Here is a 23,747-nt window from a genome sequence, read left to right as displayed (position 1 = left end):
GATATCTATTTTCACTGTGCTATAATAGGTGACGAATTCATTCATGAAGGAGATAGAAATGGGGCCGAGTAACCAGACGAAAAATCTATTTAAAGGTGCCTTTATCCTGACGGCAGCTGCACTATTTACCAAACTGTTAAGTGCCGGGTACCGGATTCCTTTTCAGAATATAGCAGGGGATGTAGGTTTTTACATATATCAACAGGTATATCCCTTCTACGGGATTGCCATGGCTCTAGCGACAACAGGATTTCCAGTTGTGTTATCGAAATTATTTGCAGAACATCGCAATAGGGAACGCCAGCTCTTTGCTGCTTCGTTTTTACTACTGCAGTGCTTTGGTATTGTATGCTTCGCCACACTTTACCTGGGAGCTAATTTTATTGCTCGTGTAATGGGAGATGAGGGCTTGGCGATATTGCTAAAGGCTGTGGCTCCTGTTTTTTTGCTATTTCCAGGTATTTCCGTCCTTAGAGGCTACTTCCAGGGAAGAGGAGATATGGTACCAACTGCTGTTTCCCAAATCGGGGAACAAAGTATTCGTGTAGCAACCATCTTGGTAATTGCACTCTTGTTTGTCCAACAAGGCTATTCCTTATACTTAGTTGGAGCGGGAGCGATGTTTGGTTCGATTACTGGAGGTATTATAGCGCTTATTATTTTATTACTTTTGTTAAAAAATAGAAGGACATCCCGTCGGGAAAGCGGGAAGGAATTCTTCATGCTTCGGTTTTCAGAGTTTAAACAAATTGCACATTTACTTGGGCTTCAGGGCATGGCAATTTGCATTAGCAGCCTCTTGATGGTATTTATTCAGTTAGGCGATGCATTAAATCTTTATGCACTTCTTGTCAAAAATGGGGTTGAACCGGAGCGTGCGAAGGAATTGAAAGGGATATTCGATAGGGGGCAGCCACTTATCCAGCTAGGCCTCACTGCGGCTTCCACTATTGCATTCTCGATAGTTCCTCTAATTGCCGCTAGCAAGCTTCGGAGGGAAAAGGATTTTTTAATAGGAAAGATTAGACTTGCGGTCCAGGTTACGATTGTAATTGGGGCTGGGGCCGCCGCGGGGCTTTGGGCCATCGTTGAACCAGCTAATATTATGCTGTTTCAGAACAGCAGCGGGACGGCAGTGCTGGCCGTACTGAGTATAGCCATTCTATTCAGTTCGTATATCTTAACCGCATCTGCCATACTGCAAAGCCGCGGGGTCCTGCTATTTCCTGCTGCTGTCATCCTTACAGGATTCCCACTGAAGTATGTACTGAATTTAATCCTTGTTCCGCGTTTCGGAACCATGGGCGCAGCATGGGCAACGACAATAGCTTTATTTATGATGGCTGTTACAGTCGGCCTGGCTCTAAAAGATACCTTTAAGGGCGAAATATTGAATTTTTCGTTTATAAAAAATGTTATTTATGCCTTGGGAGTAATGATTGTATCCTTAAAGTTATTTTTGGCGGGAACTGATTTTCTATATCATTTGGATAGCGTTAGAACTGCGGCATCCCTTCAGGCAGTCATAGGCTGTCTAGTGGGTGGTTTTCTTTATGTATGGCTTGTGATTAAGAGGGGTGTTTTTCGGGCTGATGAACTGGCGTTGTTTCCGTTTGGAAGCAAATTGATTTTACTTTTGCCGGAGGATAGGAGAAGGAAATGATGAAGAAGCAGATAGAAATTATCGGGCTTGGTTCCGCCGAGCTCGATCAATTGCCGCTTGGCGTTTACAGGAAATTAATGAACGCCGGCAGAGTATACTTGCGGACAAAAGAACACCCTGTGGTCCGTGAGCTGGAAACTGAGGGCTTCCGATACACAGCTTTTGATGATATTTACGAAAAACATGATAATTTTGAAGAGGTATACCGGGAGATATGTCACAGAATACTGGAAGAGGCAAGTACAGGCCCAGTCCTTTATGCTGTACCGGGACACCCGCTGGTAGCTGAAAAGACAGTTCAGCTGCTTTTGGACGCATCGAACGCGGATCAAACCATCCAAATTGTTTTTGGCGGAGGGCAAAGCTTTCTAGATGCGCTTTTTCAAGCACTTCGAATCGACCCTGTCGAGGGATTTCAGCTTTTGGATGGGACGGAGCTGAAGGCAGACGATCTTCAAGTCACCCAGCACATGTTCATCAGTCAGGTATACGATAGATTCACGGCTTCGGACGTCAAGCTTACCCTAATGGAAAGACTTCCTGATGAATATGAGGTATATATTGTTACAGCAGCGGGAAGCAGTGACGAGAAAGTTGAAAAAGTAATGCTATATGAACTTGATCGTAAATCAGAGGTTCATAACCTTGTAACCATTTATGTTCCGCCTCTCAGGGAGGAGGAGTTGAGATGGCGTGATTTTTCGAAGCTTCGAGAAATTATTGCAACGTTAAGGGGACCAAGTGGTTGTCCTTGGGATAAGGAACAAACGCATGAATCTTTGAAGAAGTACTTAATTGAGGAAACGTACGAGACGATTGATGCTATTAATCAAGGTGATATCGATAACCTAGTGGAAGAGCTTGGTGATGTTTTGCTTCAGATCATGCTCCACGCACAAATAGGAGAGGATGATGGGTACTTTACTATCAATGATGTAATTGAATCCATATCTTCAAAAATGATTAGAAGGCATCCGCATGTTTTTGGTGATAGACATGCCAGTACCCCTGAGGAAGTGGTGGCAAACTGGGAGGAAATAAAAGCGAGTGAAAAAGGGATGGTGGAGGCTGGTTCACTACTTGATTCGATTCCTGGTTCTTATCCGGCTCTAATTAAAGCATACGAACTGCAGAAAAAAGCAGCGAGGGTAGGCTTTGATTGGAAGGAAATAGGGCCCGCATTTGAAAAAGTTAAAGAAGAGCTTGGTGAATTTGAGGCGGAGCTTGTCGATAAGAATCATTTACATCTTGCGAAAAAGGAGTTTGGAGATTTCCTCTTTGCCTTTGTAAATGTAAGCAGATTTTTAGGCATTCATCCTGAAGAGGCTCTGTCGGAAACAAATGATAAGTTCACCCGGCGTTTTCAATATGTCGAAAAAAAGGTACATGAAAGTGGAAAGCCATTCGAGAACCATTCTCTTGAAGAACTAGATGCATTTTGGGATGAAGCAAAAAGAGAAGGGCTTTAATATAGGCTGTGTTAGTGGATAGTGTTAATTTTATAGCAGTGTTGATTGGAGCGGATGGCATCGTGACAGGCAAAGAACGCCTGTCCCTGCGATCTTAGAAGCTTCCCTTTGTGTAGCGGAAATCAACATACTTGTTTAACAAAGCCTTAATATAAAGAAAACATAATCAATGAGGGGTTTCGCACTTAAAAAGGTAAGGGGGAAGTTACGTGAGGTTAGACAAATTTCTTAAAGTTTCGAGAATTATTAAAAGAAGGACGCTGGCTAAAGAGGTCTCTGAACAAGGAAGAATTCTTGTTAATGGAAAGGAAGCAAAGGCCAGTACAACTGTTAAGGTTGGCGATGAGTTAACCATTCGATTTGGCCAACGGGTTCTGACTGCCAGGATTGATCAAATCCAGGAAACAACCCGCAAGGATGAAGCCGCAGAAATGTATACGATTATCAAAGAGGAAAGGGTAAATCAGGACTCTTTCTAATGCATCGCCCTAACACCTGAGCAGGAGTTAGGGGGGCTTGTTCTATTTAACACGAATATGGCATAGGATGTACAAAACTATGTGATTCGGGGGTTGAACAGATGAGCCAGTATTATGAAACGAATCAAAACAAAGGAACAGTACCTGAACATGATGTCATTATGAGAGGGCGCAAGCTTCTGGACATTACCGGAGTAAAGCAAGTCGAAAGCTTTGATAACGAAGAATTCCTCCTTGAGACAACTATGGGGTTTCTCTCTATTAAAGGCCAAAATTTGCAAATGAAGAATCTGGATGTCGATAAAGGAGTTGTCTCAATTAAAGGAAAAGTGTTTGAACTTGTTTATCTGGATGAACAGCAAGGAGAAAAAGCTAAAGGCTTCTTTAGCAAATTGTTCCGATGACACTGAATGTCCAGTTCATGACCATGGCGGCAATGATTATTTCGGGGATTGGCTTCGGTATGACGCTAGACACTTACCAGCGCTTCTTAAACCGCCCAAAACGAAAGAGCTGGATCTCCTTCATCAATGACATATTGTTTTGGGCTGTACAGGCCCTGGTAATTTTTTATGTGCTTTTTATAGTGAACCGTGGAGAAATCCGCTTTTATATATTTCTGGCTTTGTTGTGCGGATTTGCGGCGTATCAGGCGTTGATAAAAAGTTTCTATCTTTGGTTATTGGAAAAGTTGATTCATTTCGTGAAAACAATATGGCGGTTTCTCGTTAAAACGTGCAGTCTTTTAATCTTTAAACCTGTTGTTGGACTTATCCAAATTGTCGCAGGGCTAGTACTCCTTCTTGGGAAAACGCTCCTATCCACAGGGAATTTTATATTAAAAATTTTACTTAAAGCTATTAAAGTCATTTTTTTCTTGCCGTTGAAGAAATTTTTTCAAATTTGTTGGAAACTCATGCCGAAAGGGATTAAAAAAAACGTCGAGAAGTTATATAATAAAATGGCAGGATTATTTATAAAGACAAAGAATGTTTATAAAAGGGCGATTAGGTGGAATAAAAATAAAAAGTAAAGGGGGACCAGCATGAAGGAGACAAAGAAACGGAATGTAGCCAGGATCAACAATGAATATGTGGAAGCTAAGCTTTATTCATCAGAAGCTGCATTGCGGAAGCGGAAAGGGCTCATCCGCCGATTGTCTGCGTTTGCGTTGCTGGCAGCCCTTTTGATGTATTTCGCAGTCTCGTCAATGTATACAAGAGCAACTATGCTAGAAGAAAAAAAGTCTGAGAAGGCACAGCTTAAACAACAGCTGACAGAACTTGAGAATGAGCGTGATGTGCTCAATGAGGAAATAAAAAAACTCAACGATGATGAATACTTAGCAAAACTGGCCAGGAAGCTGTACTATTATTCTGGTGAAGGGGAGACGATCTTCACGCTTCCCAATGATGGAAATGATAAGGAAAAATGAACCACATGGTTGTTCCATTGCACTCATTTTTTAATTTCGGTATAATATAGAGTAAGTATGATTTTTTTATATTTTTAAGGAGGAAAATTCTTTTTATGTCAATCGAAGTAGGCAGCAAGTTACAAGGAAAGGTAACAGGGATAACAAATTTCGGAGCGTTCGTCGAGCTGCCGGAAGGGTCGACTGGCCTTGTCCACATCAGTGAAGTAGCGGATAACTATGTCAAGGATATCAACGACCATCTTAAAGTGGGTGACATGGTTGAGGTTAAAGTCATTAATGTTGAAAAGGATGGAAAAATTGGCCTTTCAATTAAAAAGGCTAAGGACCGTCCGGAACAACAGCAGAGGCCATATACACCACGTCCGCGTCAGGGTAGGACGAATGACCACCGTGCTCCACGCCCTGAGAATTTCGAATCCAAAATGGCTAAATTCTTAAAGGATAGTGAAGATCGCCTAACATCCCTAAAGCGCCATACCGAATCAAAACGAGGCGGCAGAGGTGCCAGACGAGGATAACTTGTTGCTGCTAAAATTGAACTATATACTTTTCAATATCAGGCAGGCCCAGTGGGTCCTGCCTGTTTTTTTATCTTCTATAAACTTTACACTATGATTAGATTAGAAAGAGTTATACAAAAAAAGGAGCCCCCAATTGGAGTGGCTCCTTTTTTCGTTATTCGCGACTTTAATGACCCCTACGGGATTCGAACCCGTGTTACCGCCGTGAAAGGGCGGTGTCTTAACCGCTTGACCAAGGGGCCAAGTTCAAAGAAAATGCCTGGTTTGCCAGGCATTTTCCTTAATATAGCGGCGGAGGGGATCGAACCCCCGACCTTACGGGTATGAACCGTACGCTCTAGCCAGCTGAGCTACACCGCCATTTTGCACCAGATACTGGTGGCAAGGGCAAGTGCCTTTTTAAAAAGCACAAGTTTTATAATACAGACAATAAAAAGGGCTGTCAATATATTTTTTTGTTTTTCCCCACCTCAAGGGTCAGATAGGCGAAAAAGTCTTGGCAAGTTTTGTATGACTGTGGCAAACCGTGTGAAATGCGTCGAACAAAACTAATTGGAGCAGCCTTTATTTTGACAATCTTTGAATGCTTGTCCATTTATAATTAGCCCAATGATTACAGACGGGGGAGTGTTATTTTGGAAAGAGCAGATGAATCAATTATCGGGCAGGTTTCTAACTCTGGATTGGGGACCAGATGGGAAATTGGAAATCTATTTGCAAAAATGCAGGACAAGGCTAAACTTTTTTTTCTCAAACAGGGATATCTTCTTATCATTGTTGGTTTTCTGCTGGGCAGAGCCCTGATACTATCAAAGTTGACTCCTTTTGGTTTACCCTTCTTTGCAGCTGTCTTTTTAATTAAAAAAGAACGGGCTCCACTGGCGCTCCTAGGTTTAATAGCTGGTGCAGCCACGATATCTCTTGGAAATGCATTATCCTCCTTTACCATCATCTTTTTATTCCTGCTTTTATTTAGGGCTACAAGGGAGTGGATTAAAAATCCGGCAAAGGTTATCCCTTATTATACAGGAATTGTTCTTTTCGCAGGTAAACTGGGTGAGAGGTTTGTAGTGACTGGAAATCTTACACTATACGATGGAATGATGGCATCGGTCGAAGGAGTACTTGCCTTCATTCTATCATTAATATTTTTGCAGAGTGTTCCGCTTGTGACAATAAATAAACGAAAGCAGCCGTTAAAGACAGAAGAGATTGTCTCTTTGATCATTCTGCTTGCATCCATCATGACAGGGACCATTGGATGGACAATGTACGGGGTTTCAATAGAGCATGTAATGTCAAGATATCTCGTACTAGTATTCTCGCTTGTTGCCGGGGCCGCTGTTGGCTCAACAGTCGGTGTCGTAACAGGGCTTATCTTTAGTCTGGCAAATGTATCGAGTTTTTCGCATATGAGTCTCCTTGCTTTTTCCGGTGTACTTGGCGGCTTATTGAAAGAAGGGAAAAAAATAGGAGTATCCTTTGGCTTAATTGTTTCAACGTTGCTTGTTGGAATGTATGGTGAAATTGGAAGTTCGCTTTCAGGTACCCTATTGGAAACAGGTGCCGCCATTGTTTTGCTTTTTATGACCCCTATAGCCCTAACAGAAAGAATAGCAAAATATATACCTGGTACTCCGGAACATACCGCTGAGCAGCAAAAGTACATGCGTAAAATGAGAGATGTTACGGCAAAAAGGGTTGCGCAGTTTTCGGATGTATTTGAAACACTATCAAAAAGCTTTTCGCAAAACGATCCAGAACCGGGTGAGGATAAGGAACTGGACTTCTTTCTTAGCAATGTTGCTGAAAAGACATGCCAGACCTGCTTTAAGAAAGAACATTGCTGGACAAGGAACTTTACAACAACATATGACTATATGGAAGAAATTATGCTGCAAATGGATCAATCTAAGGCGAACATTCCTCCAAAACTGGCCAGGGAGTGGGAGAAGCATTGTTCACGCCCAAAGAAGGTTTTAGAAGCCATTCATCAGGAACTAGCGGTATACCAGGCCAATCAAAAACTGAAAAAACAGGTCCATGAGAGCAGAAGGCTGGTAGCAGACCAACTGCTTGGGGTTTCGGAAGTCATGGGTGATTTTGCTAAAGAAATTCAGAGAGAGCGGGAGAACCTTCATAAACAGGAAGAGCAAATTCACGAGGCAATCCAGGGTTTTGGCCTTCAAATAGAGAATGTTGAAATTTATAACCTTGAACAAGGTAATGTTGATATTGACATGACTATTCCATTTTGTAATGGGCATGGTGAATGCGAAAAGTTAATTGCACCGATGCTCTCTGATATATTAGGGGAAACGATCATTGTCAGTACGGAAGAGTGCGGCACATTTCCAGGTGGGCTATGCCAGGTTACATTTCGGTCTGCAAAGGCTTATACCGTTGAAACGGGAGTGGCCTATGCAGCAAAGGATGGAGGTTTTGTGTCAGGGGACAGTTTTTCAACGGTAGAGCTTGGAAGCGGCAAATACGCAATTGCAATAAGCGATGGAATGGGCAACGGCAAGCGGGCTCACGATGAAAGCCAAGAAACATTAAAATTGTTACAGCAAATCCTGAAGTCCGGTATTGAGGAAAAGGTGGCCATTAAATCTTTAAACTCCGTGCTATCATTACGGACAAATGATGAGGTTTTTTCGACACTGGATCTTGCGGTTATTGATCTGCAGAACGCTTCAGCAAAATTCCTGAAAATTGGATCAACGCCAAGCTTTATCAAGAGAGGGAAAAAAGTAATGAAAATCCAGGCCAGCAACCTTCCGATGGGAATCGTTCAGGAGTTCGATGTTGATATGGTAACAGAGCAACTTAAGGCCGGAGATATCCTTATTATGATGAGCGATGGCGTCTTCGAAGGTCCAAAGCATGTGGGGAATTATGAGATGTGGATGAAAAGAAAGATTCATGAACTAGAGACAGAAGATCCTCAGGCTATAGCAGATTTAATCATGGAGGAAGTCATCCGCTCAAGGTCCAATCAAATAGAGGATGATATGACTGTCGCAGTTGCAAAGATAAAACATAATACTCCGAAGTGGGCATCCATTCCGGTGCAAAGCATAAAGAAACGTCGTGCCTAATTCTTTATGAGCTTCTGGTCTGTAAATAGGTATAAATCCCCTTCATCACGTCGAAGATGGTAACATTTCAAGAATGGAGGGAACGGAATGCGAACGGGAAAGATCCGGCAGATATTGGTCATTACCGATGGATGTTCTAATCAGGGAGAGGACCCTGTTGCAATGGCGGCTCTTGCAAAAGAACAGGGTGTGACGGTCAATGTTATTGGTGTAATGGAACGGGAGACAATCGATGAACAGGGAATGAGAGAAATAGAGGGGATTGCATTATCAGGTGGCGGGGTTAGTCAGGTTGTATATTCCACACAGCTTTCCCAAACTGTTCAAATGGTGACGAGACAAGCGATGAATCAGACTATTCAAGGTGTAGTCAATCGTGAATTGCAGCAAATCCTGGGCAGGTCAAAAACAATGGAAGACCTTCCGCCTGAAGAGCGAGGCGAGGTCATGGAGGTTGTCGATGAGCTGGGAGAAACGGTTGACCTTGAAGTCCTGATTTTGGTCGATGCAAGTGCAAGCATGAAACATAAACTCCCAACAGTGAAAGAGGCGCTGCTTGATTTATCAATTAGCCTCAATGCAAGAACAGGCAAAAACAATTTCTCTGTGTTCGTATTTCCCGGGAAAAGGGAAGATGTCGAAAAAGTCCTTGATTGGACCCCGCGCCTTGAATCCATTACAAGTATATTTTCAATGATTACTCCCGGAGGAATCACTCCAACTGGACCAGCTATACGCATTGCACTCCGTTCGTTTGACCAAAAGAAATCATTAAGGAGCCTTATCGGGCAAGATGATGAATCATACTTCGAAGAATCCATGTAAGCTGCCTCCGGCTACTGTTATTGAAGGGAAATGGCATAAGCAAAAATATATTTTGCTAAAGGAATTAGGCGAAGGGGCTAATGGCGTTGTTTATTTAACCAGGTACGGAAATAAAAAAGCCGCGCTTAAAATTAGCAGCAATGGGTTAACAGTCACATCCGAGGTCAATGTGTTGAAGTCTTTTGCCAAGGCCCGGGGCACCGCCCTAGGGCCCTCTTTGCTTGATGTTGATGATTGGCAGGGGCCAGGAGGCCTATTGAGTTTTTATGTAATGGAATATATAGACGGTCCATGCTTTGATACATTTATAGCAAATAAAGGCCGAGACTGGATTGAGGTAATTTTTCTTCAACTTTTAAATGATCTCGATGAGCTTCACCAAAGTGGCTGGGTATTTGGTGATTTAAAGCCTGATAATTTAATTATAGCCGGTCCGCCATACAGAATCCGCTGTATTGATGTTGGCGGAACTACGTTAGCAGGACGGGCGATCAAGGAGTATACGGAGTTCTTTGACCGCGGATATTGGGGGATGGGTTCTAGGAAAGCCGAACCTTCTTATGACCTATTTGCCGCTGCAATGGTCTTTATATCAATTGCATACCCAAAGAGATTCAGCAAAGTTGGAGGAGGCTTAAAGCAGCTTCAGGAAGCAATACGGCAAAAAAAAGAACTAATCAAGTATGAGCCGGTGCTTCTTAAAGCATTGAAAGGCGAGTATCCTGCTGCAAGAGACATGAGAGAGGCCCTACTGGAAAATGGGGAACGGCGATGGCACCGGAGTAGTGGGGTTCAGCCAAATGCAGCGAATATTGGCAGCAACTCTCCATATCAACAGCCAAGCCGACAGCGAAAGCGGGCAATTGGAAACAAACACCTCCAGGCAGTTACAAGCAAACAAGGTGGAATGAAGGAGACCGTTTTTATTGTATCTGCAATGGCATTTCTTTATATTGTTTATATTGCTGTACAATTAAATTAGAAGGAATTGAAACAAATTTGTTTAGCTTGTGAAACTTTTCTCCATTCTTAACGTAAACAAATGGAAAAGCAGTTTTACTAAAAATCGCTGGTTATTCAAAGTTCGTTTTGGGTAAACAGGGTAACATATTATAGGGAAGATTGCAGATGCTTGAAGAAAAAATTGAGGCGCTTTTAAAACGAAAAGCCATTTCCTTAAAAGGAAAAAGAATTCTTATTGGTGTATCTGGCGGGCCGGATTCAATGGCAGTTCTTCACTATCTTTGGGAGCAAACAGAAGTTATGGATATAACACTTTCTGTTGCCCATGTGGACCATATGTTTAGAGGGGAAGAATCATTTGAGGATGGCATGTATGTGAAACGGTACTGCGATGAAAGAAGCATAGCTTTCAACATGGCTAGAATTGATGTGCCGGCTATCATTTCCGCTACCCGAAAAAATGGCCAGGAAGCTGCCAGAGATGCGCGATATAGCTTTTTTCGGGAAATGATTAAGGAAGGTGGCTATTCGTATCTTGTGCTGGGACATCATGGGGATGACCAGATAGAGACGATCCTTATGAGGCTGACAAGAGGTTCAATTGGTAAGGGCAGGGCAGGGATTCCGTTTAGCAGACCCTTTCATGGTGCCGAAATTATTAGGCCGCTTCTTGGTGCCACCCGGAATGATATAATGGATTATTGCCACAAAAAAGGGATTGAACCGCGCTTTGACCCAAGTAATGAAAAAGAAATTTATAGCAGGAACCGGTTTCGGAAGATTGTCCTGCCTTTCTTGAAGAAGGAAAATCCCAATGTTCATGAGCAATTTCAGCGATTCAGTGAAGAGTTGGAAAGAGATGAGGTTTATCTCGAGGAATTGGCTGCACAAAGAATGGATACAGTAATGACAAGAAGGGAAAAGGATAGAATAGTGATTGATATATTGGCTTTTCTTGGGATGCCAATGCCTTTACAAAGAAGAGGGATTCAACTAATATTAAACTATCTTTATGAAGAGATACCCGCTTATTTCGCTGCTATACATATTGATCAAGTCCTTTCTCTGATAAATCATCCTCATCCATCAGGCAAGCTTAATATGCCTGCCGGGCTGAAAGTTACTCGTTCCTATCAACAATGCATTTTCCACTTTAGTGACAGTGATAATGCCCCATTCAGATTTGAATTAGATGGAATAGGGAAGTTAGACTTGCCAAATGGCTTTACACTTTCAGTTGAAGTATGCAGTACCCTTGAATATGGGTTGGGGAATGATAGCACCTTTCTTCCGGTTTCCCTTATAAAGCTGCCGCTCATTATCCGGAATAGGGAAAAAGGGGACAGGATGGCATTAAAAGGGCTGGAAGGAACCAAAAAGATCAAGGATATTTTCATCGATTGCAAGGTACCCGTTTCTGAACGTGGAAACTGGCCTGTCATAACAGATAGCAGCGGCCGGATAGTCTGGCTGCCAGGTCTGAGGAAAACACCCTATGATTCTGCGGGGGAACCCGGAGAACGCTATCTGAAGCTAAGGTATAAAAAGGAACCAACAACCTCTGGGGGGCACATGTGAAATGAAAAATGACATTAAGGAAATTCTGATTTCTGAAGAGGAAATCCAGGAAAAGACAAAGGAATTGGCTGCGCGGCTTACTGAGGATTATAAGGATAAATTTCCTTTGGCCATTGGCGTCCTTAAAGGAGCCATGCCTTTCATGGGAGATCTTTTAAAAAGGATGGACTGCTATCTTGAAATGGATTTTATGGATGTTTCAAGCTATGGCAATTCCACAGTATCATCCGGAGAAGTTAAGATTCTCAAGGATTTGGATACTTCTGTTGAAGGACGGGACCTGTTAATTATTGAGGACATAATCGATAGCGGCCTTACACTTAGCTATCTTGTCGAGTTATTTCGTTACAGGAAGGCAAAATCAATCAGAATTGTCACGCTTCTCGATAAACCAACTGGCAGAAAGGTAGACATTAAAGCTGAATACGTCGGTTTTGTAGTGCCGGATGCTTTCGTTGTTGGATATGGGCTTGATTATGCGGAAAAATACCGTAATCTTCCTTATATTGGCGTTCTTAAGCCTGAAGTATACACAAAGACCGAATAGGGAGTTCTATGGAAATTCCCTAAAGCACAATTGTTGAAGCGGTATCATTATTTATGCTACTATTTTATATACGTTTTCACCGTGGGAGGAGGTAAGGGATGAACCGGATTTTCCGTAATACCATCTTTTATTTACTAATATTTTTAGTAATCATAGGCGTTGTAAGCTTCTTTAATGGAAGCAATGAACGTTCAGAAAATATATCGTATGACAAATTTATTTCTCACCTCGATAAGGGGGAGATTAAATCTGTCACGTTACAGCCTGAACGGGGTGTTTACGAGGTGCGAGGGCAGCTTGAAAACGCCAAGGAAGGCGAGTACTTCCTAACTTATGTCCCAAATAGCGAGAGGATGCTTAACCGGATTGATGAAGTTCTTCCGGAGGCAAAGGTTGATGTACTTGCTGCTAAGGAAACAAGCGGCTGGGTAACCTTCTTTACTTCAATCATACCGTTCGTGATTATATTCATCCTGTTCTTCTTCCTGCTTAACCAGGCTCAAGGCGGCGGCAGCCGTGTCATGAATTTTGGGAAAAGCAAGGCCCGACTTTACAGTGAAGAAAAGAAAAAGGTTCGCTTTAAAGATGTAGCCGGTGCTGACGAAGAAAAGCAGGAACTTGTCGAGGTTGTCGAGTTCCTGAAGGATCCACGCAAATTTGCCGAACTTGGGGCACGTATACCAAAGGGTGTCCTTCTTGTTGGACCTCCAGGAACAGGTAAAACGCTTCTTGCCCGTGCTGCAGCAGGCGAGGCAGGAGTTCCATTTTTCTCAATTAGTGGTTCAGACTTTGTTGAAATGTTTGTCGGTGTCGGGGCTTCCCGTGTCCGTGATTTATTTGAAACCGCGAAGAAGAACGCTCCATGTATCATCTTTATTGATGAAATTGATGCTGTAGGACGCCAGCGTGGCGCAGGCCTTGGCGGCGGCCATGATGAACGCGAACAGACTTTAAACCAGTTGCTTGTTGAAATGGATGGATTTGGCGCGAATGAAGGAATTATCATTATCGCTGCAACCAACCGCCCTGACATCCTTGACCCTGCACTTCTTCGTCCGGGCCGTTTTGACAGGCAAATCACAGTTGATCGTCCTGATGTTGTTGGACGCGAAGCTGTTTTGAAGGTCCATGCCCGCAATAAGCCGCTGGATGAAGCTGTAAACCTGAAAAACATTGCAATGCGTACTCCAGGGTTCTCTGGTGCGGATCTTGAAAACCTTTTGAATGAAGCAGCGCTTGTTGCTGCCCGTCGAGACAAGAAAAAAATAGAAATGACAGATATAGACGAAGCGACAGATCGCGTCATTGCAGGTCCAGCTAAAAAAAGCCGCGTGATTTCTCAAAAGGAGAGAAGGATTGTCGCTTTCCACGAAGCAGGACATACCGTCATTGGGCTCATGCTTGATGAGGCCGAAATGGTTCACAAAGTAACGATTGTTCCACGTGGCCAGGCTGGAGGTTATGCGGTTATGCTGCCGAAAGAAGACCGCTACTTTATGACAAAGCCTGAATTGCTAGATAAAATTGTTGGCTTGCTGGGCGGACGTGTAGCAGAAGAAATTGTATTTGGTGAAGTAAGTACTGGTGCTCATAATGATTTCCAAAGGGCAACAGGAATTGCGCGAAGAATGGTTACCGAATTCGGAATGAGTGATAAGCTCGGTCCAATGCAATTTGGCCAAGCGCAAGGGGGCCAGGTATTCCTGGGGCGCGATCTTCATAATGAGCAAAATTATTCCGATAAGATTGCCTATGAGATTGATTTGGAAATCCAGCGCTTCATTAAAGAATCCTATGAACGATGCAGAAAAATTCTTACAGAAAACCGGGATAAGCTTGACCTGATTGCTAATACGCTTTTAGAAGTGGAAACGTTGGATGCTGAAGGCATTAAGCATCTAATCGATCATGGCAGGCTTCCAGATGGCAAGGTTCCTGTAAAAACAACCCCTGCTGAGGTCAAGGAAACACTTGATGATGTGATTATCAACATTTCAGGTAAAAAGAATGACGAGCAAGACCTTGGATTTACTAAGCCTGAAGAAGATAAAACTGATAAATAATTTCATGACAATATCGAGAAGGGCATCGCTTTTGCGGTGCCCTTCTCATTTTAAGTTCCTAAACAGCACACTTTTAACGAATCTTTTTTCTATCTGGTTTCTATTTATGGTATTATGTTTTCAGCATTTGTGCAGCGTAGAAAAAAGGACTCGTATACAAACAGTAAAGTGGTGAGGAAATGATTTTTGTTTTTGACATTGGAAATACAAATATTGTTTTAGGGGTATATAAGGGTGATGAACTTCTTCATCATTGGAGGATTGAAACAAACCGGCATAGAACTGAAGATGAGTATGGAATGGTAATAAAATCTCTTTTTGAACATTCGGGGATGTCTTTTCAGGATATTGAAGGAATCATAATATCCTCGGTTGTTCCGCCTATCATGTTTTCCCTCGAGAGAATGTGCCAAAAGTATTTCGGAGTTAAGCCGCTGGTAGTTGGTCCCGGCATCAAAACCGGTTTGGATATTAAATATGAAAACCCCCGTGAAGTGGGCGCTGACCGGATTGTCAATGCAGTGGCAGCTATAAATGAGTATGGAAGCCCTCTTATTATTGTCGATTTCGGTACTGCAACTACCTATTGCTATGTCAATGAACATAAGCAGTATATGGGTGGGGCAATAGCACCTGGTATTGGGATTTCGACAGAAGCGCTATATTCAAGAGCCGCAAAACTTCCTCGTATCGAAATTGCGCGGCCTGAAGGTGGAGTTTTAGGGAAGAATACTGTAGCAGCCATGCAGGCAGGAATTCTATATGGGTATGTTGGACAGGTTGAAGGAATTGTAAAACGGATGGTAGACCAAAGCTCAAAAACACCAACGGTAATAGCAACTGGTGGATTGTCTGCTTTAATTGCCTCCGAATCGAAGTTGATTGATATAGTTGATCCATTCCTAACCTTAAAAGGACTTCAGCTTATTTATAAGCGGAATGTGGATACATTAAAAACGTACAATTAGGAAGGGAGCAAAAAAATGAGTGATTACTTAATTAAAGCCCTCGCCTATGGCGGGCAAGTTCGTGCTTATGCTGTAAGAAGTACGGAGACAATATCAGAGGCACAACGAAGGCATTATACATGGCCTACAGCTTCTGCTGCGCTGGGACGGGCAATGACTGCCGGACTAATGATGGGTGCGATGCTAAAGGGCGATGAGAAGCTAACTATAAAGATTGAAGGTGGAGGTCCCATAGGGAACATCCTTGTTGATAGTAATGCCCGGGGTACGGTAAGAGGATACGTATCAAATCCGCAAACCCATTTTGAACTGAATGAGAAGGGCAAGCTTGATGTGAGGAGAGCTGTTGGGACAGATGGGACCCTTACTGTAGTGAAGGACCTTGGGTTAAGGGACTTCTTCAGCGGATCTATACAGTTGGTATCAGGTGAACTTGGGGAGGATTTCACTTATTATTTTGCCACTTCAGAACAAGTGCCTTCATCGGTAGGGGTTGGGGTCCTGGTTAATCCTGATAACTCTATCTTGGCTGCTGGAGGATTTATACTTCAGCTTATGCCAGGAACATCTGATAATACAATTTCGGTGATGGAAGAGCGCTTAAAAACAATAGAACCAGTTTCAAAAATGATTCAGCGCGGTTTAACCCCAGAAGAGATATTGGAACAGTTGGTTGGCAAAGAAGAGCTTAACATCCTTGAAAAAATGCCGGTCTCTTTTGAGTGTACATGTTCCAAGGAGCGATTTGCAGATGCAATTGTCTCACTCGGCCAGGGGGAAATAAGAGATATGATTGAAGAAGATGGCCAGGCAGAGGCACACTGTCACTTCTGCAATGAAAAATATCTTTATACTAAAGAAGAGCTGGAAGAGTTATTGAATCAGGCTAAATAAACTCAGCCGGGAGAGGGAACATGAAAACGAGGGAATTGTGGCTGGTAATAGCTGCCCTAATTATATTGAATGCTTTGACGTTTTTCTACTTTAACTCCAGAACTGATTCAATGCCTAAGGATGGAGAAACAGTCGCAACGATTGGAAAAGGGACCATAACAAGGCAGGAATGGCTTGCCGAACTCGAAGAGCGTTATGGGGAAGAAACGTTAAGGGAACTAATTGACCAGGAAGTCGTTGCCCAGTTGGCGGCGAAATACGATGTAAACATCCCTGAAACAGATGTTGAAAGGGAGTTAAGATTGTTCCAAACTGCATATGGAGGATCTGCTGCCGGAGGTAAAGAAGACCTTGCCAGGTGGGAGAAGCAAATAAAAACATCCCTGCTTCTGGAAGAAATTTTAACAAAAGACGTTGTCGTTTCCGAACAGGAAATAAAGGCCTATTATGAAGAAAACAAGGACTTGTATAATGTGCCAGCAGCCTACCATCTATCGCATATTGTGGTAAAACAGGAGGACGCGGCAAACCAAATTTTAAAGGAACTCGAGGAAGGATCGAGTTTTTCAGCACTTGCCCGGGAAGCTTCCCAGGATGAATTTACTTCCTCCAAAGGCGGCGATCTTGGTTTTACCCAAATAGGCGATGACCGTTATCCGGAGGAATACATGCAAGCTGCCGCGTCACTAAAAAAGGGTGAATGGAGCAAGCCGATTGAAACATCTTCAGGATATGCGATCATCCAGCTGAATGAAAGCATCGACGAGCGCAGCTACTCGTTTGAGGAAGTGAAAGGTGAAATAAAGAGACAAATTGCTCTCGCTCAAATGGATTCCCCTGCTTTAGCGAGTGCTCTCTGGGATGAAGCCGGTGTTGACTGGTTTTATGGTAAGCAATGAAATTGCTCCACTTTTAAAAAAGTGGAGTTTTTTTGTAGAAAATTTGTGTTAGAGATGATTATTTAGGGAATGCTATTATATTGACTATTTTTTGGTAAAGTGATAAATTTTAGGTAAATCCAATAAAGATACTCGGAATAAGGAGTGGGAACAATGGTACGTATTGCGAATTCGGTAGCTGATCTGGTAGGTAACACCCCGATTGTAAAGCTGAACCGACTGGTTGATCAAAATAGTGCTGATGTTTATTTGAAGCTGGAATATATGAATCCAGGCAGCAGTGTTAAGGACCGGATTGCTGTTGCAATGATCGAAGCAGCAGAAAGAGAGGGCGGCTTGAAAGAAGGCGATACGATCATTGAACCTACTAGCGGTAACACTGGGATAGGCCTTGCAATGATTGGCGCTGCAAAAGGATATAAAACGATTTTAGTCATGCCTGAAACAATGAGCCTTGAGCGCCGCAATCTTCTTCGTGCATATGGAGCAGACATTGTGCTTACCCCAGGTCCTGAGGGGATGGGTGGCGCAATTCGAAAAGCGGAAGAATTGGCAAAGGAAAATGGGTACTTCATGCCTCAGCAATTTAACAACGAGGCCAACCCTGAAATTCATAGAAATACAACGGGTAAAGAGATTGTTGAACAATTCGGTGATCAGTTGGATGCATTTATCTCCGGGATTGGTACTGGTGGTACTATAACAGGCGCAGGAGAAGTTCTTCGCGAAGCCTATCCTGGGATTAAAATTATCGCGGTTGAGCCAGCTGATTCTCCTGTACTATCCGGTGGGAAACCCGGCCCGCACAAAATCCAGGGTATTGGCGCAGGTTTCGTACCTGCTATCCTGAATACGGAGATCTATGAAGAAATTATTACTGTTCAAAATGATCAGGCGTTTGAATATGCCCGCCGTGCCGCTAAAGAAGAAGGTATCCTAGGTGGAATTTCTTCTGGCGCAGCGATTTTTGCAGCGCTAAAGGTAGCGAAGGAATTGGGTAAAGGAAAAAAGGTACTTGCGATCATTCCGAGTAACGGGGAACGGTACCTTAGCACTCCGTTATATCAATTTGAAGATTAGATCAATGATTTCTAACATGGGCCGGCGTTTGCTGGCCCATGTTTTATTTTTTTGTCCAGAGATTTTATACTATGTCTGTTTGTAACTAATTTTATAATCCAGCTTCAGCACATAGCGGTGAATTTCCTTTGGTCCTGGCAGCTAAATTGGCATTTCCGCCTTTATTTTTCCGTGTGGCTCATTATGATTTAGCGGGAACTTCTTGTATGATAGTAGAGGAAATTTGAAAGAGGAGGACAACACCTTGCCTAAGAATACAGTAATTAAATGTGGCCCTTTTAAATTAGATTATTCTTCAAAAACACAGATCATGGGCATTTTAAATGTCACCCCCGATTCCTTTTCTGATGGGGGGAAATTTAATGCGGTTGACCGTGCAGTTGAACACGCAAAATTAATGGTTGAACACGGGGCTGATATAATTGATATAGGCGGTGAATCTACCCGCCCTGGACACGAACCAGTGTCTACCGATGAGGAAATTTCCAGGGTAATTCCTGTTATTCAAGCGTTAGTGGAGAAGTTATCTGTTCCTATTTCAGTTGATACGTATAAAGCGGAGGTTGCGAGAGAAGCAATTGGTGCTGGGGCTCATATCATAAATGATATTTGGGGGGCGAAGAGAGAGCCCGAGATTGCAAAGGTCGCAGCGGAAACGGGAGTTCCTATCATCCTTATGCATAACCGTGAAGACATCCCCTATAGTTCATTTATGCGTGACGCTTTTTCAGACCTATATGATTGTATTAATATTGCAAAGGAAGCAGGAGTAAAGGACGAACAAATTATATTGGATCCCGGAATTGGTTTTGCAAAAACATTTGAAGAAAACATTGAAATGATGCAAAACCTTGAACATTTAGTTGCGCTTGGATACCCGGTCCTGCTTGCTACTTCACGTAAGAGATTTATCGGGAGAGTCCTTGACCTTCCGCCAGAAGAAAGGATGGAAGGAACAGGCGCTACGGTTTGCTTTGGTATTCAAAAAGGCTGCCAGCTTGTTCGGGTTCACGATGTAAAAGAAATCGCCCGAATGGCCAAAATGATGGATGCAATGATAGGACGTGGACAAGTCAATGGATAAAATTTATATAAACAGGATGGAGTTTTATGGATACCATGGTGTCTTCCCTGAAGAGACCCGTCTGGGGCAGCGCTTTGCGGTTGACCTTGCAGTCGGCCTTAGTCTCGAGAAGGCTGGATTATCAGACAACCTTGAGGAATCCGTCAACTACGGCGAGCTGTTTCACGTATGCAAAGAGGTTGTTGAGGGCGATCCGTTTAAGTTGATTGAGGCAGTAGCTGAAAAAATAGCTTCCAGAGTGCTCCGGGAGTTTCCTCTTGTAATGGAAGTGATGGTGAAAGTAATCAAGCCTGACCCTCCAATTCCGGGACATTACCGGTCGGTAGCAATTGAAATTACAAGGAGAAGATAAAGTTGAAAAACAGGGTATATCTTTCACTTGGAACCAATATGGGGGACAGGCTTCACTATCTGTTTTCTGCAATTCGTGAACTGAATCGACATCCATCAATCCGCCTGATAAATTATTCATCAGTTTATGAAACAGACCCTGTAGGTTACGAAAATCAGGATCTTTTTTTGAATATGGTGGTAGAAATAGCGACGAATTCAGACTCGCTAACTTTATTGAAGATGTGTCAAGAAATAGAGAGGGTTTTTGGCAGGAAAAGGGAAATGAGATGGGGCCCTCGAACAATAGACCTTGACATTCTTGTCTTTAACCAAGAAAATATTGAAACAGAGAGCCTGTGCATTCCTCATCCAAGGATGAGTGAACGAGCTTTTGTGCTTGTTCCGTTGCATGAAATCGCCGGAAACATTTCTCTTCCCGGCTTTGAAAAGCCACTGACTCAAACTTTGGAACTGTTACCTGATAAAGAAGGAGTACGGATATGGAAGCGGAAAAATGGGGAAGACGAATTCGGGCTTTTAGAAAACTAAAGGGATTTACCCAGGATAGATTCTCAAAAGAATTGGGTGTGTCGGTTTCAATTCTTGGAGAAATTGAAAGAGGAAACCGAATGCCACCGGCAGATTTGCTTATAAGAGTCTCGCAAGTTTTACACGTCAGTATTGATGAGATAGCTCCTCCCAAGGAGTAATATAGGGATTTAGCCGTAGGTTCAAAAATAATAAGCGGAAAGGAGGCTTATGCAATGTTGAAAATTGGCGATATTGTCATGAAAAATCCTGTTGTTTTGGCGCCAATGGCTGGTGTCTGTAATTCAGCTTTCCGGTTAACGGTCAAGGAATTTGGTGCCGGCCTGGTTTGCGCCGAGATGGTAAGTGATAAAGGCATTGTGTTTAAAAATGAGAAGACGATGAATATGCTTTATATCGATGAGCATGAAAAACCTTTGAGCCTGCAAATTTTTGGGGGTGAAAAGAAAACTCTCGTTGAAGCTGCCCAATTCGTAGACAAAAATACAAATGCCGACATCATTGATATAAATATGGGCTGCCCTGTTCCTAAAATCACAAAATGTGATGCAGGGGCAAGATGGCTTTTAGATCCTAACAAAATTTATGATATGGTTTCCGCGGTTGTAGATGCAGTTGAAAAGCCGGTCACTGTTAAAATGCGGATTGGCTGGGATGAAGAGCATATTTTTGCAGTGGAAAATGCCCGCGCGGTTGAACGTGCAGGAGGAAAAGCTGTTGCTGTCCATGGACGTACCCGTGTCCAAATGTACGAGGGCAAAGCAAACTGGGATATCATTAAGGAAGTTAAACAATCCGTGGCTATTCCTGTTATCGGTAATGGTGACGTACAAACTCCGCAAGATGCTAAACGTATGCTTGATGAAACTGGGGTTGACGGCGTAATGATCGGGCGCGCGGCTCTGGGAAACCCTTGGATGATTTATAGAACTGTCAATTACCTGGAAACGGGCGAGTTAATGGGTGAGCCATCCGTTCGTGAAAAAATTGATGTAGCTATCCTGCACCTTGACCGTTTAATTGCCCTTAAAAATGAGGATATTGCTGTGAGGGAAATGCGCAAGCACGCAGCATGGTATCTAAAAGGTATTAAGGGCAATGCGGAGGTTCGAAAAGTCATTAATGAGTGCACTACGAGAAAAGATTTTGTTATGCTGCTAAATGGCCATGTCGCTGATGTGGAGGAAAAAGAACGCCAGGCGATTGTTGGCTAATTCTGAATAATTCGGCTGCCGGTACATAACTGGCAGCCTTTCTTCTATATTCTAATATTTTTATTGGGACTGAACGCGTATTTTGTGTAAAATGGAACTAATGTCTTGTTTGATGAAAAATTGTCCAAACTAAATGGATAATGCAACAATTCAACTATAAGGTGGATTACATACCTCACTATATATAGGAGCTGATATCATGAGCCATGAGGAATTGAATGACCAATTTCTTGTAAGAAGAGAAAAGATGAACCAGATGCGCCAGAAGGGCATGGATCCGTTCGGGAAAAAGTTTGAGCGTACAGCCACAAGCAGGGAACTGATTAGCCAATATGGAGAGTTGGAAAAGGAAGAGCTCGAAACGAAAGAAATTTCGGTTGCGCTAGCTGGCCGGATTATGACGAAGCGTGGAAAGGGCAAGGCTGGTTTTGCGCACCTTAAGGACCTTACGGGGCAAATTCAAATCTATGTTAGAAAAGATGCGGTTGGGGAAGAACAGTATGAACTTTTTGATTCATCCGACCTTGGCGATATCGTCGGTGTTACAGGCACGCTCTTTAAAACCCAGGTTGGTGAACTATCCATTAAAGTTAGTGAGTACACCTTCCTTACAAAGGCACTGCGTCCATTACCTGATAAATTCCATGGTTTGAAGGATGTTGAGCAGCGTTACCGCCAGCGTTACCTTGACCTTATCGTCAGCGATGAGAGCAAGGAGACGTTTATTACACGGAGCAAAATCCTTCAGTCCATGCGCCGTTACCTAGATGAACAGGGGTATCTGGAAGTTGAAACACCAATGATGCATTCGATTGCAGGTGGTGCTTCTGCCCGTCCATTCATTACCCATCATAATGCTCTTGATATGGAGCTGTATATGAGGATAGCCATTGAACTTCATTTGAAGCGTCTGATTGTTGGCGGACTTGAAAAGGTATATGAAATTGGCCGAGTGTTTAGGAACGAAGGAGTCTCAACGAGGCATAATCCTGAGTTCACCATGATTGAGCTGTATGAAGCGTATGCTGATTATGAAGATATTATGAAGTTGACAGAAAATCTGATTGCTCACATTGCGCGTGAAGTACTGGGAACTACCGTCATCCAGTACGGCGAATATGAGGTTAACTTGGAGCCGGCATGGAAGAGACTGCACATGGTTGACGCGATTAAGGAGCATACTGGCGTTGATTTTTGGAAAGAAATGAGTGTCGAAGAAGCTCGGGCGCTTGCGAATCAGCATGGTGTTGAAATTAACGAGCATATGCTGTATGGACATATTGTTAACGAGTTCTTTGAACAAAAGGTTGAGGAGAAACTTATTCAACCTACCTTTATTTACGGTCATCCTGTAGAAATTTCTCCACTAGCGAAAAAGAACGAAGAGGATCCTCGCTTTACTGACCGTTTTGAATTGTTTATTGTTGCCCGTGAGCATGCTAATGCATTTACTGAGCTGAATGATCCTATAGACCAGAGGGAACGGTTTGAAGCTCAACTAAAAGAGCGGGAGCAAGGAAATGATGAAGCGCATGAGATGGATGAGGATTTTGTTGAAGCTCTTGAATATGGAATGCCTCCAACTGGGGGGCTTGGGATTGGCATTGACCGTCTCGTTATGCTTCTGACCAATTCTCCATCTATAAGGGACGTATTGTTGTTCCCGTTGATGAGACATCGTTAATGTACCTGCAAAGTGCCGGCTTCCTTCCTGGAGGCTGGCACTTTTTTATTTATGTAGTTCCTTTTGATTCACTTCCGGAAGAGTCCTATACTAGTGCAGTGGAGTGTAGAAAAATTTGAATTTTGGTACTTTGCGATTTCCGGAAAGAAATTTAAAAAAGCTATTGCAAGGGCTACTCAAAGGTGCTATATTAATAAAGTTGCTTCTGAGGCAAACAAAAACAAGTAAAAAAACTTGTTGACTTCTCACTAGCAACCTGGTAATATTATAAAGTCGTCTTTGAGAGACGCAGGCATTATTGCTCTTTGAAAACTAAACAAACAAGCGTCAACAAACAATAATATTTTGATGGCTTCGGCCATCAGCCAACGTAACTTATGAGCTAATCACTCACT

22 protein-coding genes, 2 tRNA genes and 1 pseudogene are annotated in these 23,747 nt (G+C 42.9%); 23 read left to right on the top strand and 2 right to left on the bottom strand.

Annotated elements, in window-relative coordinates:
• The first annotated feature begins 58 nt into the window (after positions 1-58).
• From TY16_RS10145 to TY16_RS10115, 7 genes are all read left to right on the top strand, one after another.
• Positions 59-1,663: a putative polysaccharide biosynthesis protein gene (locus TY16_RS10145; protein ID WP_043931789.1), complete on the top strand. Its 1,605-nt coding sequence runs from the start codon at positions 59-61 to the stop codon at positions 1,661-1,663.
• Positions 1,663-3,132, top strand: a complete 1,470-nt coding sequence (gene mazG, locus TY16_RS10140) for a nucleoside triphosphate pyrophosphohydrolase (protein ID WP_043931787.1) — start codon at positions 1,663-1,665, stop codon at positions 3,130-3,132. The genes TY16_RS10145 and mazG overlap by 1 nt, the downstream gene beginning before the upstream one ends.
• A 209-nt stretch (positions 3,133-3,341) precedes the next feature.
• Complete coding sequence (locus TY16_RS10135; RefSeq protein WP_043931786.1) at positions 3,342-3,611, top strand: RNA-binding S4 domain-containing protein; 270 nt, start codon at positions 3,342-3,344, stop codon at positions 3,609-3,611.
• A gap of 101 nt (positions 3,612-3,712) precedes the next feature.
• Entirely contained in the window at positions 3,713-4,015 is a 303-nt protein-coding gene (yabP, locus tag TY16_RS10130) for a sporulation protein YabP (RefSeq protein WP_043931785.1), read from the top strand.
• Complete coding sequence (yabQ, locus tag TY16_RS10125; protein ID WP_043931783.1) at positions 4,012-4,644, top strand: spore cortex biosynthesis protein YabQ; 633 nt, start codon at positions 4,012-4,014, stop codon at positions 4,642-4,644. Before yabP ends, yabQ begins: the two co-directional genes overlap by 4 nt.
• Before the next feature lie 12 nt (positions 4,645-4,656).
• A complete protein-coding gene (locus TY16_RS10120; protein WP_043931782.1) occupies positions 4,657-5,046 on the top strand; it encodes an FtsB family cell division protein in 390 nt (129 codons plus the stop codon).
• A gap of 95 nt (positions 5,047-5,141) precedes the next feature.
• Positions 5,142-5,567 carry a S1 domain-containing RNA-binding protein gene (locus tag TY16_RS10115; RefSeq protein ID WP_043931781.1) on the top strand — a complete coding sequence of 142 codons (426 nt, stop codon included), beginning with the start codon at positions 5,142-5,144 and terminating at the stop codon, positions 5,565-5,567.
• A gap of 173 nt (positions 5,568-5,740) precedes the next feature.
• Here TY16_RS10115 and TY16_RS10110 read toward each other — a convergent pair.
• Both TY16_RS10110 and TY16_RS10105 read right to left on the bottom strand, forming a co-directional pair.
• Positions 5,741-5,812, bottom strand: a tRNA-Glu gene (locus tag TY16_RS10110).
• Positions 5,813-5,856: 44 nt separating this feature from the next.
• Positions 5,857-5,930: transfer RNA gene (locus TY16_RS10105), tRNA-Met, on the bottom strand.
• Positions 5,931-6,205: 275 nt separating this feature from the next.
• Here TY16_RS10105 and spoIIE point away from each other — a divergent pair.
• From spoIIE to lysS, 16 genes and pseudogenes are all read left to right on the top strand, one after another.
• Complete coding sequence (gene spoIIE, locus TY16_RS10095) at positions 6,206-8,671, top strand: stage II sporulation protein E (RefSeq protein ID WP_043931779.1); 2,466 nt, start codon at positions 6,206-6,208, stop codon at positions 8,669-8,671.
• Positions 8,672-8,755: 84 nt separating this feature from the next.
• Positions 8,756-9,496: pseudogene (locus tag TY16_RS10090) on the top strand (VWA domain-containing protein); the annotation flags it as partial.
• Positions 9,465-10,478 carry a protein kinase domain-containing protein gene (locus TY16_RS10085; RefSeq protein ID WP_043931777.1) on the top strand — a complete coding sequence of 338 codons (1,014 nt, stop codon included), beginning with the start codon at positions 9,465-9,467 and terminating at the stop codon, positions 10,476-10,478. The pseudogene TY16_RS10090 and the gene TY16_RS10085, both read left to right, overlap by 32 nt.
• Before the next feature lie 146 nt (positions 10,479-10,624).
• Positions 10,625-12,037 (top strand): tRNA lysidine(34) synthetase TilS, encoded by a 1,413-nt coding sequence (tilS, locus tag TY16_RS10080; protein WP_043931775.1) that lies wholly within the window; start codon positions 10,625-10,627, stop codon positions 12,035-12,037.
• A gap of 1 nt (position 12,038) precedes the next feature.
• Positions 12,039-12,584, top strand: coding sequence for a hypoxanthine phosphoribosyltransferase (gene hpt / locus TY16_RS10075; protein WP_043931774.1), 546 nt, complete (start codon positions 12,039-12,041; stop codon positions 12,582-12,584).
• Between the two features lie 98 nt (positions 12,585-12,682).
• A complete protein-coding gene (gene ftsH, locus TY16_RS10070) occupies positions 12,683-14,647 on the top strand; it encodes an ATP-dependent zinc metalloprotease FtsH (RefSeq protein WP_043931772.1) in 1,965 nt (654 codons plus the stop codon).
• Between the two features lie 179 nt (positions 14,648-14,826).
• Positions 14,827-15,615, top strand: a complete 789-nt coding sequence (locus TY16_RS10065; protein ID WP_043931771.1) for a type III pantothenate kinase — start codon at positions 14,827-14,829, stop codon at positions 15,613-15,615.
• Positions 15,616-15,630: 15 nt separating this feature from the next.
• Positions 15,631-16,509 (top strand): Hsp33 family molecular chaperone HslO, encoded by an 879-nt coding sequence (gene hslO, locus TY16_RS10060; protein WP_043931770.1) that lies wholly within the window; start codon positions 15,631-15,633, stop codon positions 16,507-16,509.
• A gap of 20 nt (positions 16,510-16,529) precedes the next feature.
• Positions 16,530-17,408, top strand: a complete 879-nt coding sequence (locus tag TY16_RS10055; RefSeq protein WP_043931768.1) for a peptidyl-prolyl cis-trans isomerase — start codon at positions 16,530-16,532, stop codon at positions 17,406-17,408.
• Between the two features lie 153 nt (positions 17,409-17,561).
• Entirely contained in the window at positions 17,562-18,488 is a 927-nt protein-coding gene (gene cysK / locus TY16_RS10050; RefSeq protein ID WP_043931766.1) for a cysteine synthase A, read from the top strand.
• Between the two features lie 262 nt (positions 18,489-18,750).
• Positions 18,751-19,572, top strand: coding sequence for a dihydropteroate synthase (gene folP / locus TY16_RS10045; protein WP_043934639.1), 822 nt, complete (start codon positions 18,751-18,753; stop codon positions 19,570-19,572).
• Positions 19,565-19,924: a dihydroneopterin aldolase gene (folB, locus tag TY16_RS10040; protein ID WP_043931765.1), complete on the top strand. Its 360-nt coding sequence runs from the start codon at positions 19,565-19,567 to the stop codon at positions 19,922-19,924. The genes folP and folB overlap by 8 nt, the downstream gene beginning before the upstream one ends.
• Positions 19,925-19,926: 2 nt before the next feature.
• Positions 19,927-20,454: a 2-amino-4-hydroxy-6-hydroxymethyldihydropteridine diphosphokinase gene (gene folK, locus TY16_RS10035; RefSeq protein ID WP_043931764.1), complete on the top strand. Its 528-nt coding sequence runs from the start codon at positions 19,927-19,929 to the stop codon at positions 20,452-20,454.
• Entirely contained in the window at positions 20,406-20,615 is a 210-nt protein-coding gene (locus TY16_RS25660; protein ID WP_043931762.1) for a helix-turn-helix domain-containing protein, read from the top strand. The genes folK and TY16_RS25660 overlap by 49 nt, the downstream gene beginning before the upstream one ends.
• 54 nt (positions 20,616-20,669) lie before the next feature.
• Entirely contained in the window at positions 20,670-21,668 is a 999-nt protein-coding gene (gene dusB / locus TY16_RS10025; RefSeq protein ID WP_043931760.1) for a tRNA dihydrouridine synthase DusB, read from the top strand.
• A gap of 199 nt (positions 21,669-21,867) precedes the next feature.
• On the top strand, positions 21,868-23,352 hold the full coding sequence (gene lysS / locus TY16_RS10020; RefSeq protein ID WP_043931759.1) for a lysine--tRNA ligase: 1,485 nt from the start codon (positions 21,868-21,870) through the stop codon (positions 23,350-23,352).
• The last annotated feature ends 395 nt before the right edge of the window (positions 23,353-23,747 follow it).

This window comes from Bacillus sp. EB01 (assembly GCF_000613125.1).
Classification (GTDB): Bacteria; Bacillota; Bacilli; order Bacillales; family Cytobacillaceae; genus Bacillus_D.
The sequence above is the reverse complement of the archived record's forward strand: the minus strand, read 5'-3'. Positions and strand labels throughout refer to the sequence as shown.

Coding starts and splice junctions, on each gene's coding strand:
- lysS (WP_043931759.1), top strand. CDS start 21,868: ATGAGCCATGAGGAATTGAATGACCAATTTCTTGTAAGAAGAGAAAAG.
- hslO (WP_043931770.1), top strand. CDS start 15,631: ATGAGTGATTACTTAATTAAAGCCCTCGCCTATGGCGGGCAAGTTCGT.
- TY16_RS10065 (WP_043931771.1), top strand. CDS start 14,827: ATGATTTTTGTTTTTGACATTGGAAATACAAATATTGTTTTAGGGGTA.
- tilS (WP_043931775.1), top strand. CDS start 10,625: ATGCTTGAAGAAAAAATTGAGGCGCTTTTAAAACGAAAAGCCATTTCC.
- TY16_RS10085 (WP_043931777.1), top strand. CDS start 9,465: ATGATGAATCATACTTCGAAGAATCCATGTAAGCTGCCTCCGGCTACT.
- TY16_RS10145 (WP_043931789.1), top strand. CDS start 59: ATGGGGCCGAGTAACCAGACGAAAAATCTATTTAAAGGTGCCTTTATC.
- hpt (WP_043931774.1), top strand. CDS start 12,039: ATGAAAAATGACATTAAGGAAATTCTGATTTCTGAAGAGGAAATCCAG.
- folB (WP_043931765.1), top strand. CDS start 19,565: ATGGATAAAATTTATATAAACAGGATGGAGTTTTATGGATACCATGGT.
- TY16_RS10055 (WP_043931768.1), top strand. CDS start 16,530: ATGAAAACGAGGGAATTGTGGCTGGTAATAGCTGCCCTAATTATATTG.
- yabP (WP_043931785.1), top strand. CDS start 3,713: ATGAGCCAGTATTATGAAACGAATCAAAACAAAGGAACAGTACCTGAA.
- TY16_RS10115 (WP_043931781.1), top strand. CDS start 5,142: ATGTCAATCGAAGTAGGCAGCAAGTTACAAGGAAAGGTAACAGGGATA.
- yabQ (WP_043931783.1), top strand. CDS start 4,012: ATGACACTGAATGTCCAGTTCATGACCATGGCGGCAATGATTATTTCG.
- TY16_RS10120 (WP_043931782.1), top strand. CDS start 4,657: ATGAAGGAGACAAAGAAACGGAATGTAGCCAGGATCAACAATGAATAT.
- cysK (WP_043931766.1), top strand. CDS start 17,562: ATGGTACGTATTGCGAATTCGGTAGCTGATCTGGTAGGTAACACCCCG.
- TY16_RS25660 (WP_043931762.1), top strand. CDS start 20,406: ATGGAAGCGGAAAAATGGGGAAGACGAATTCGGGCTTTTAGAAAACTA.
- dusB (WP_043931760.1), top strand. CDS start 20,670: ATGTTGAAAATTGGCGATATTGTCATGAAAAATCCTGTTGTTTTGGCG.
- mazG (WP_043931787.1), top strand. CDS start 1,663: ATGAAGAAGCAGATAGAAATTATCGGGCTTGGTTCCGCCGAGCTCGAT.
- ftsH (WP_043931772.1), top strand. CDS start 12,683: ATGAACCGGATTTTCCGTAATACCATCTTTTATTTACTAATATTTTTA.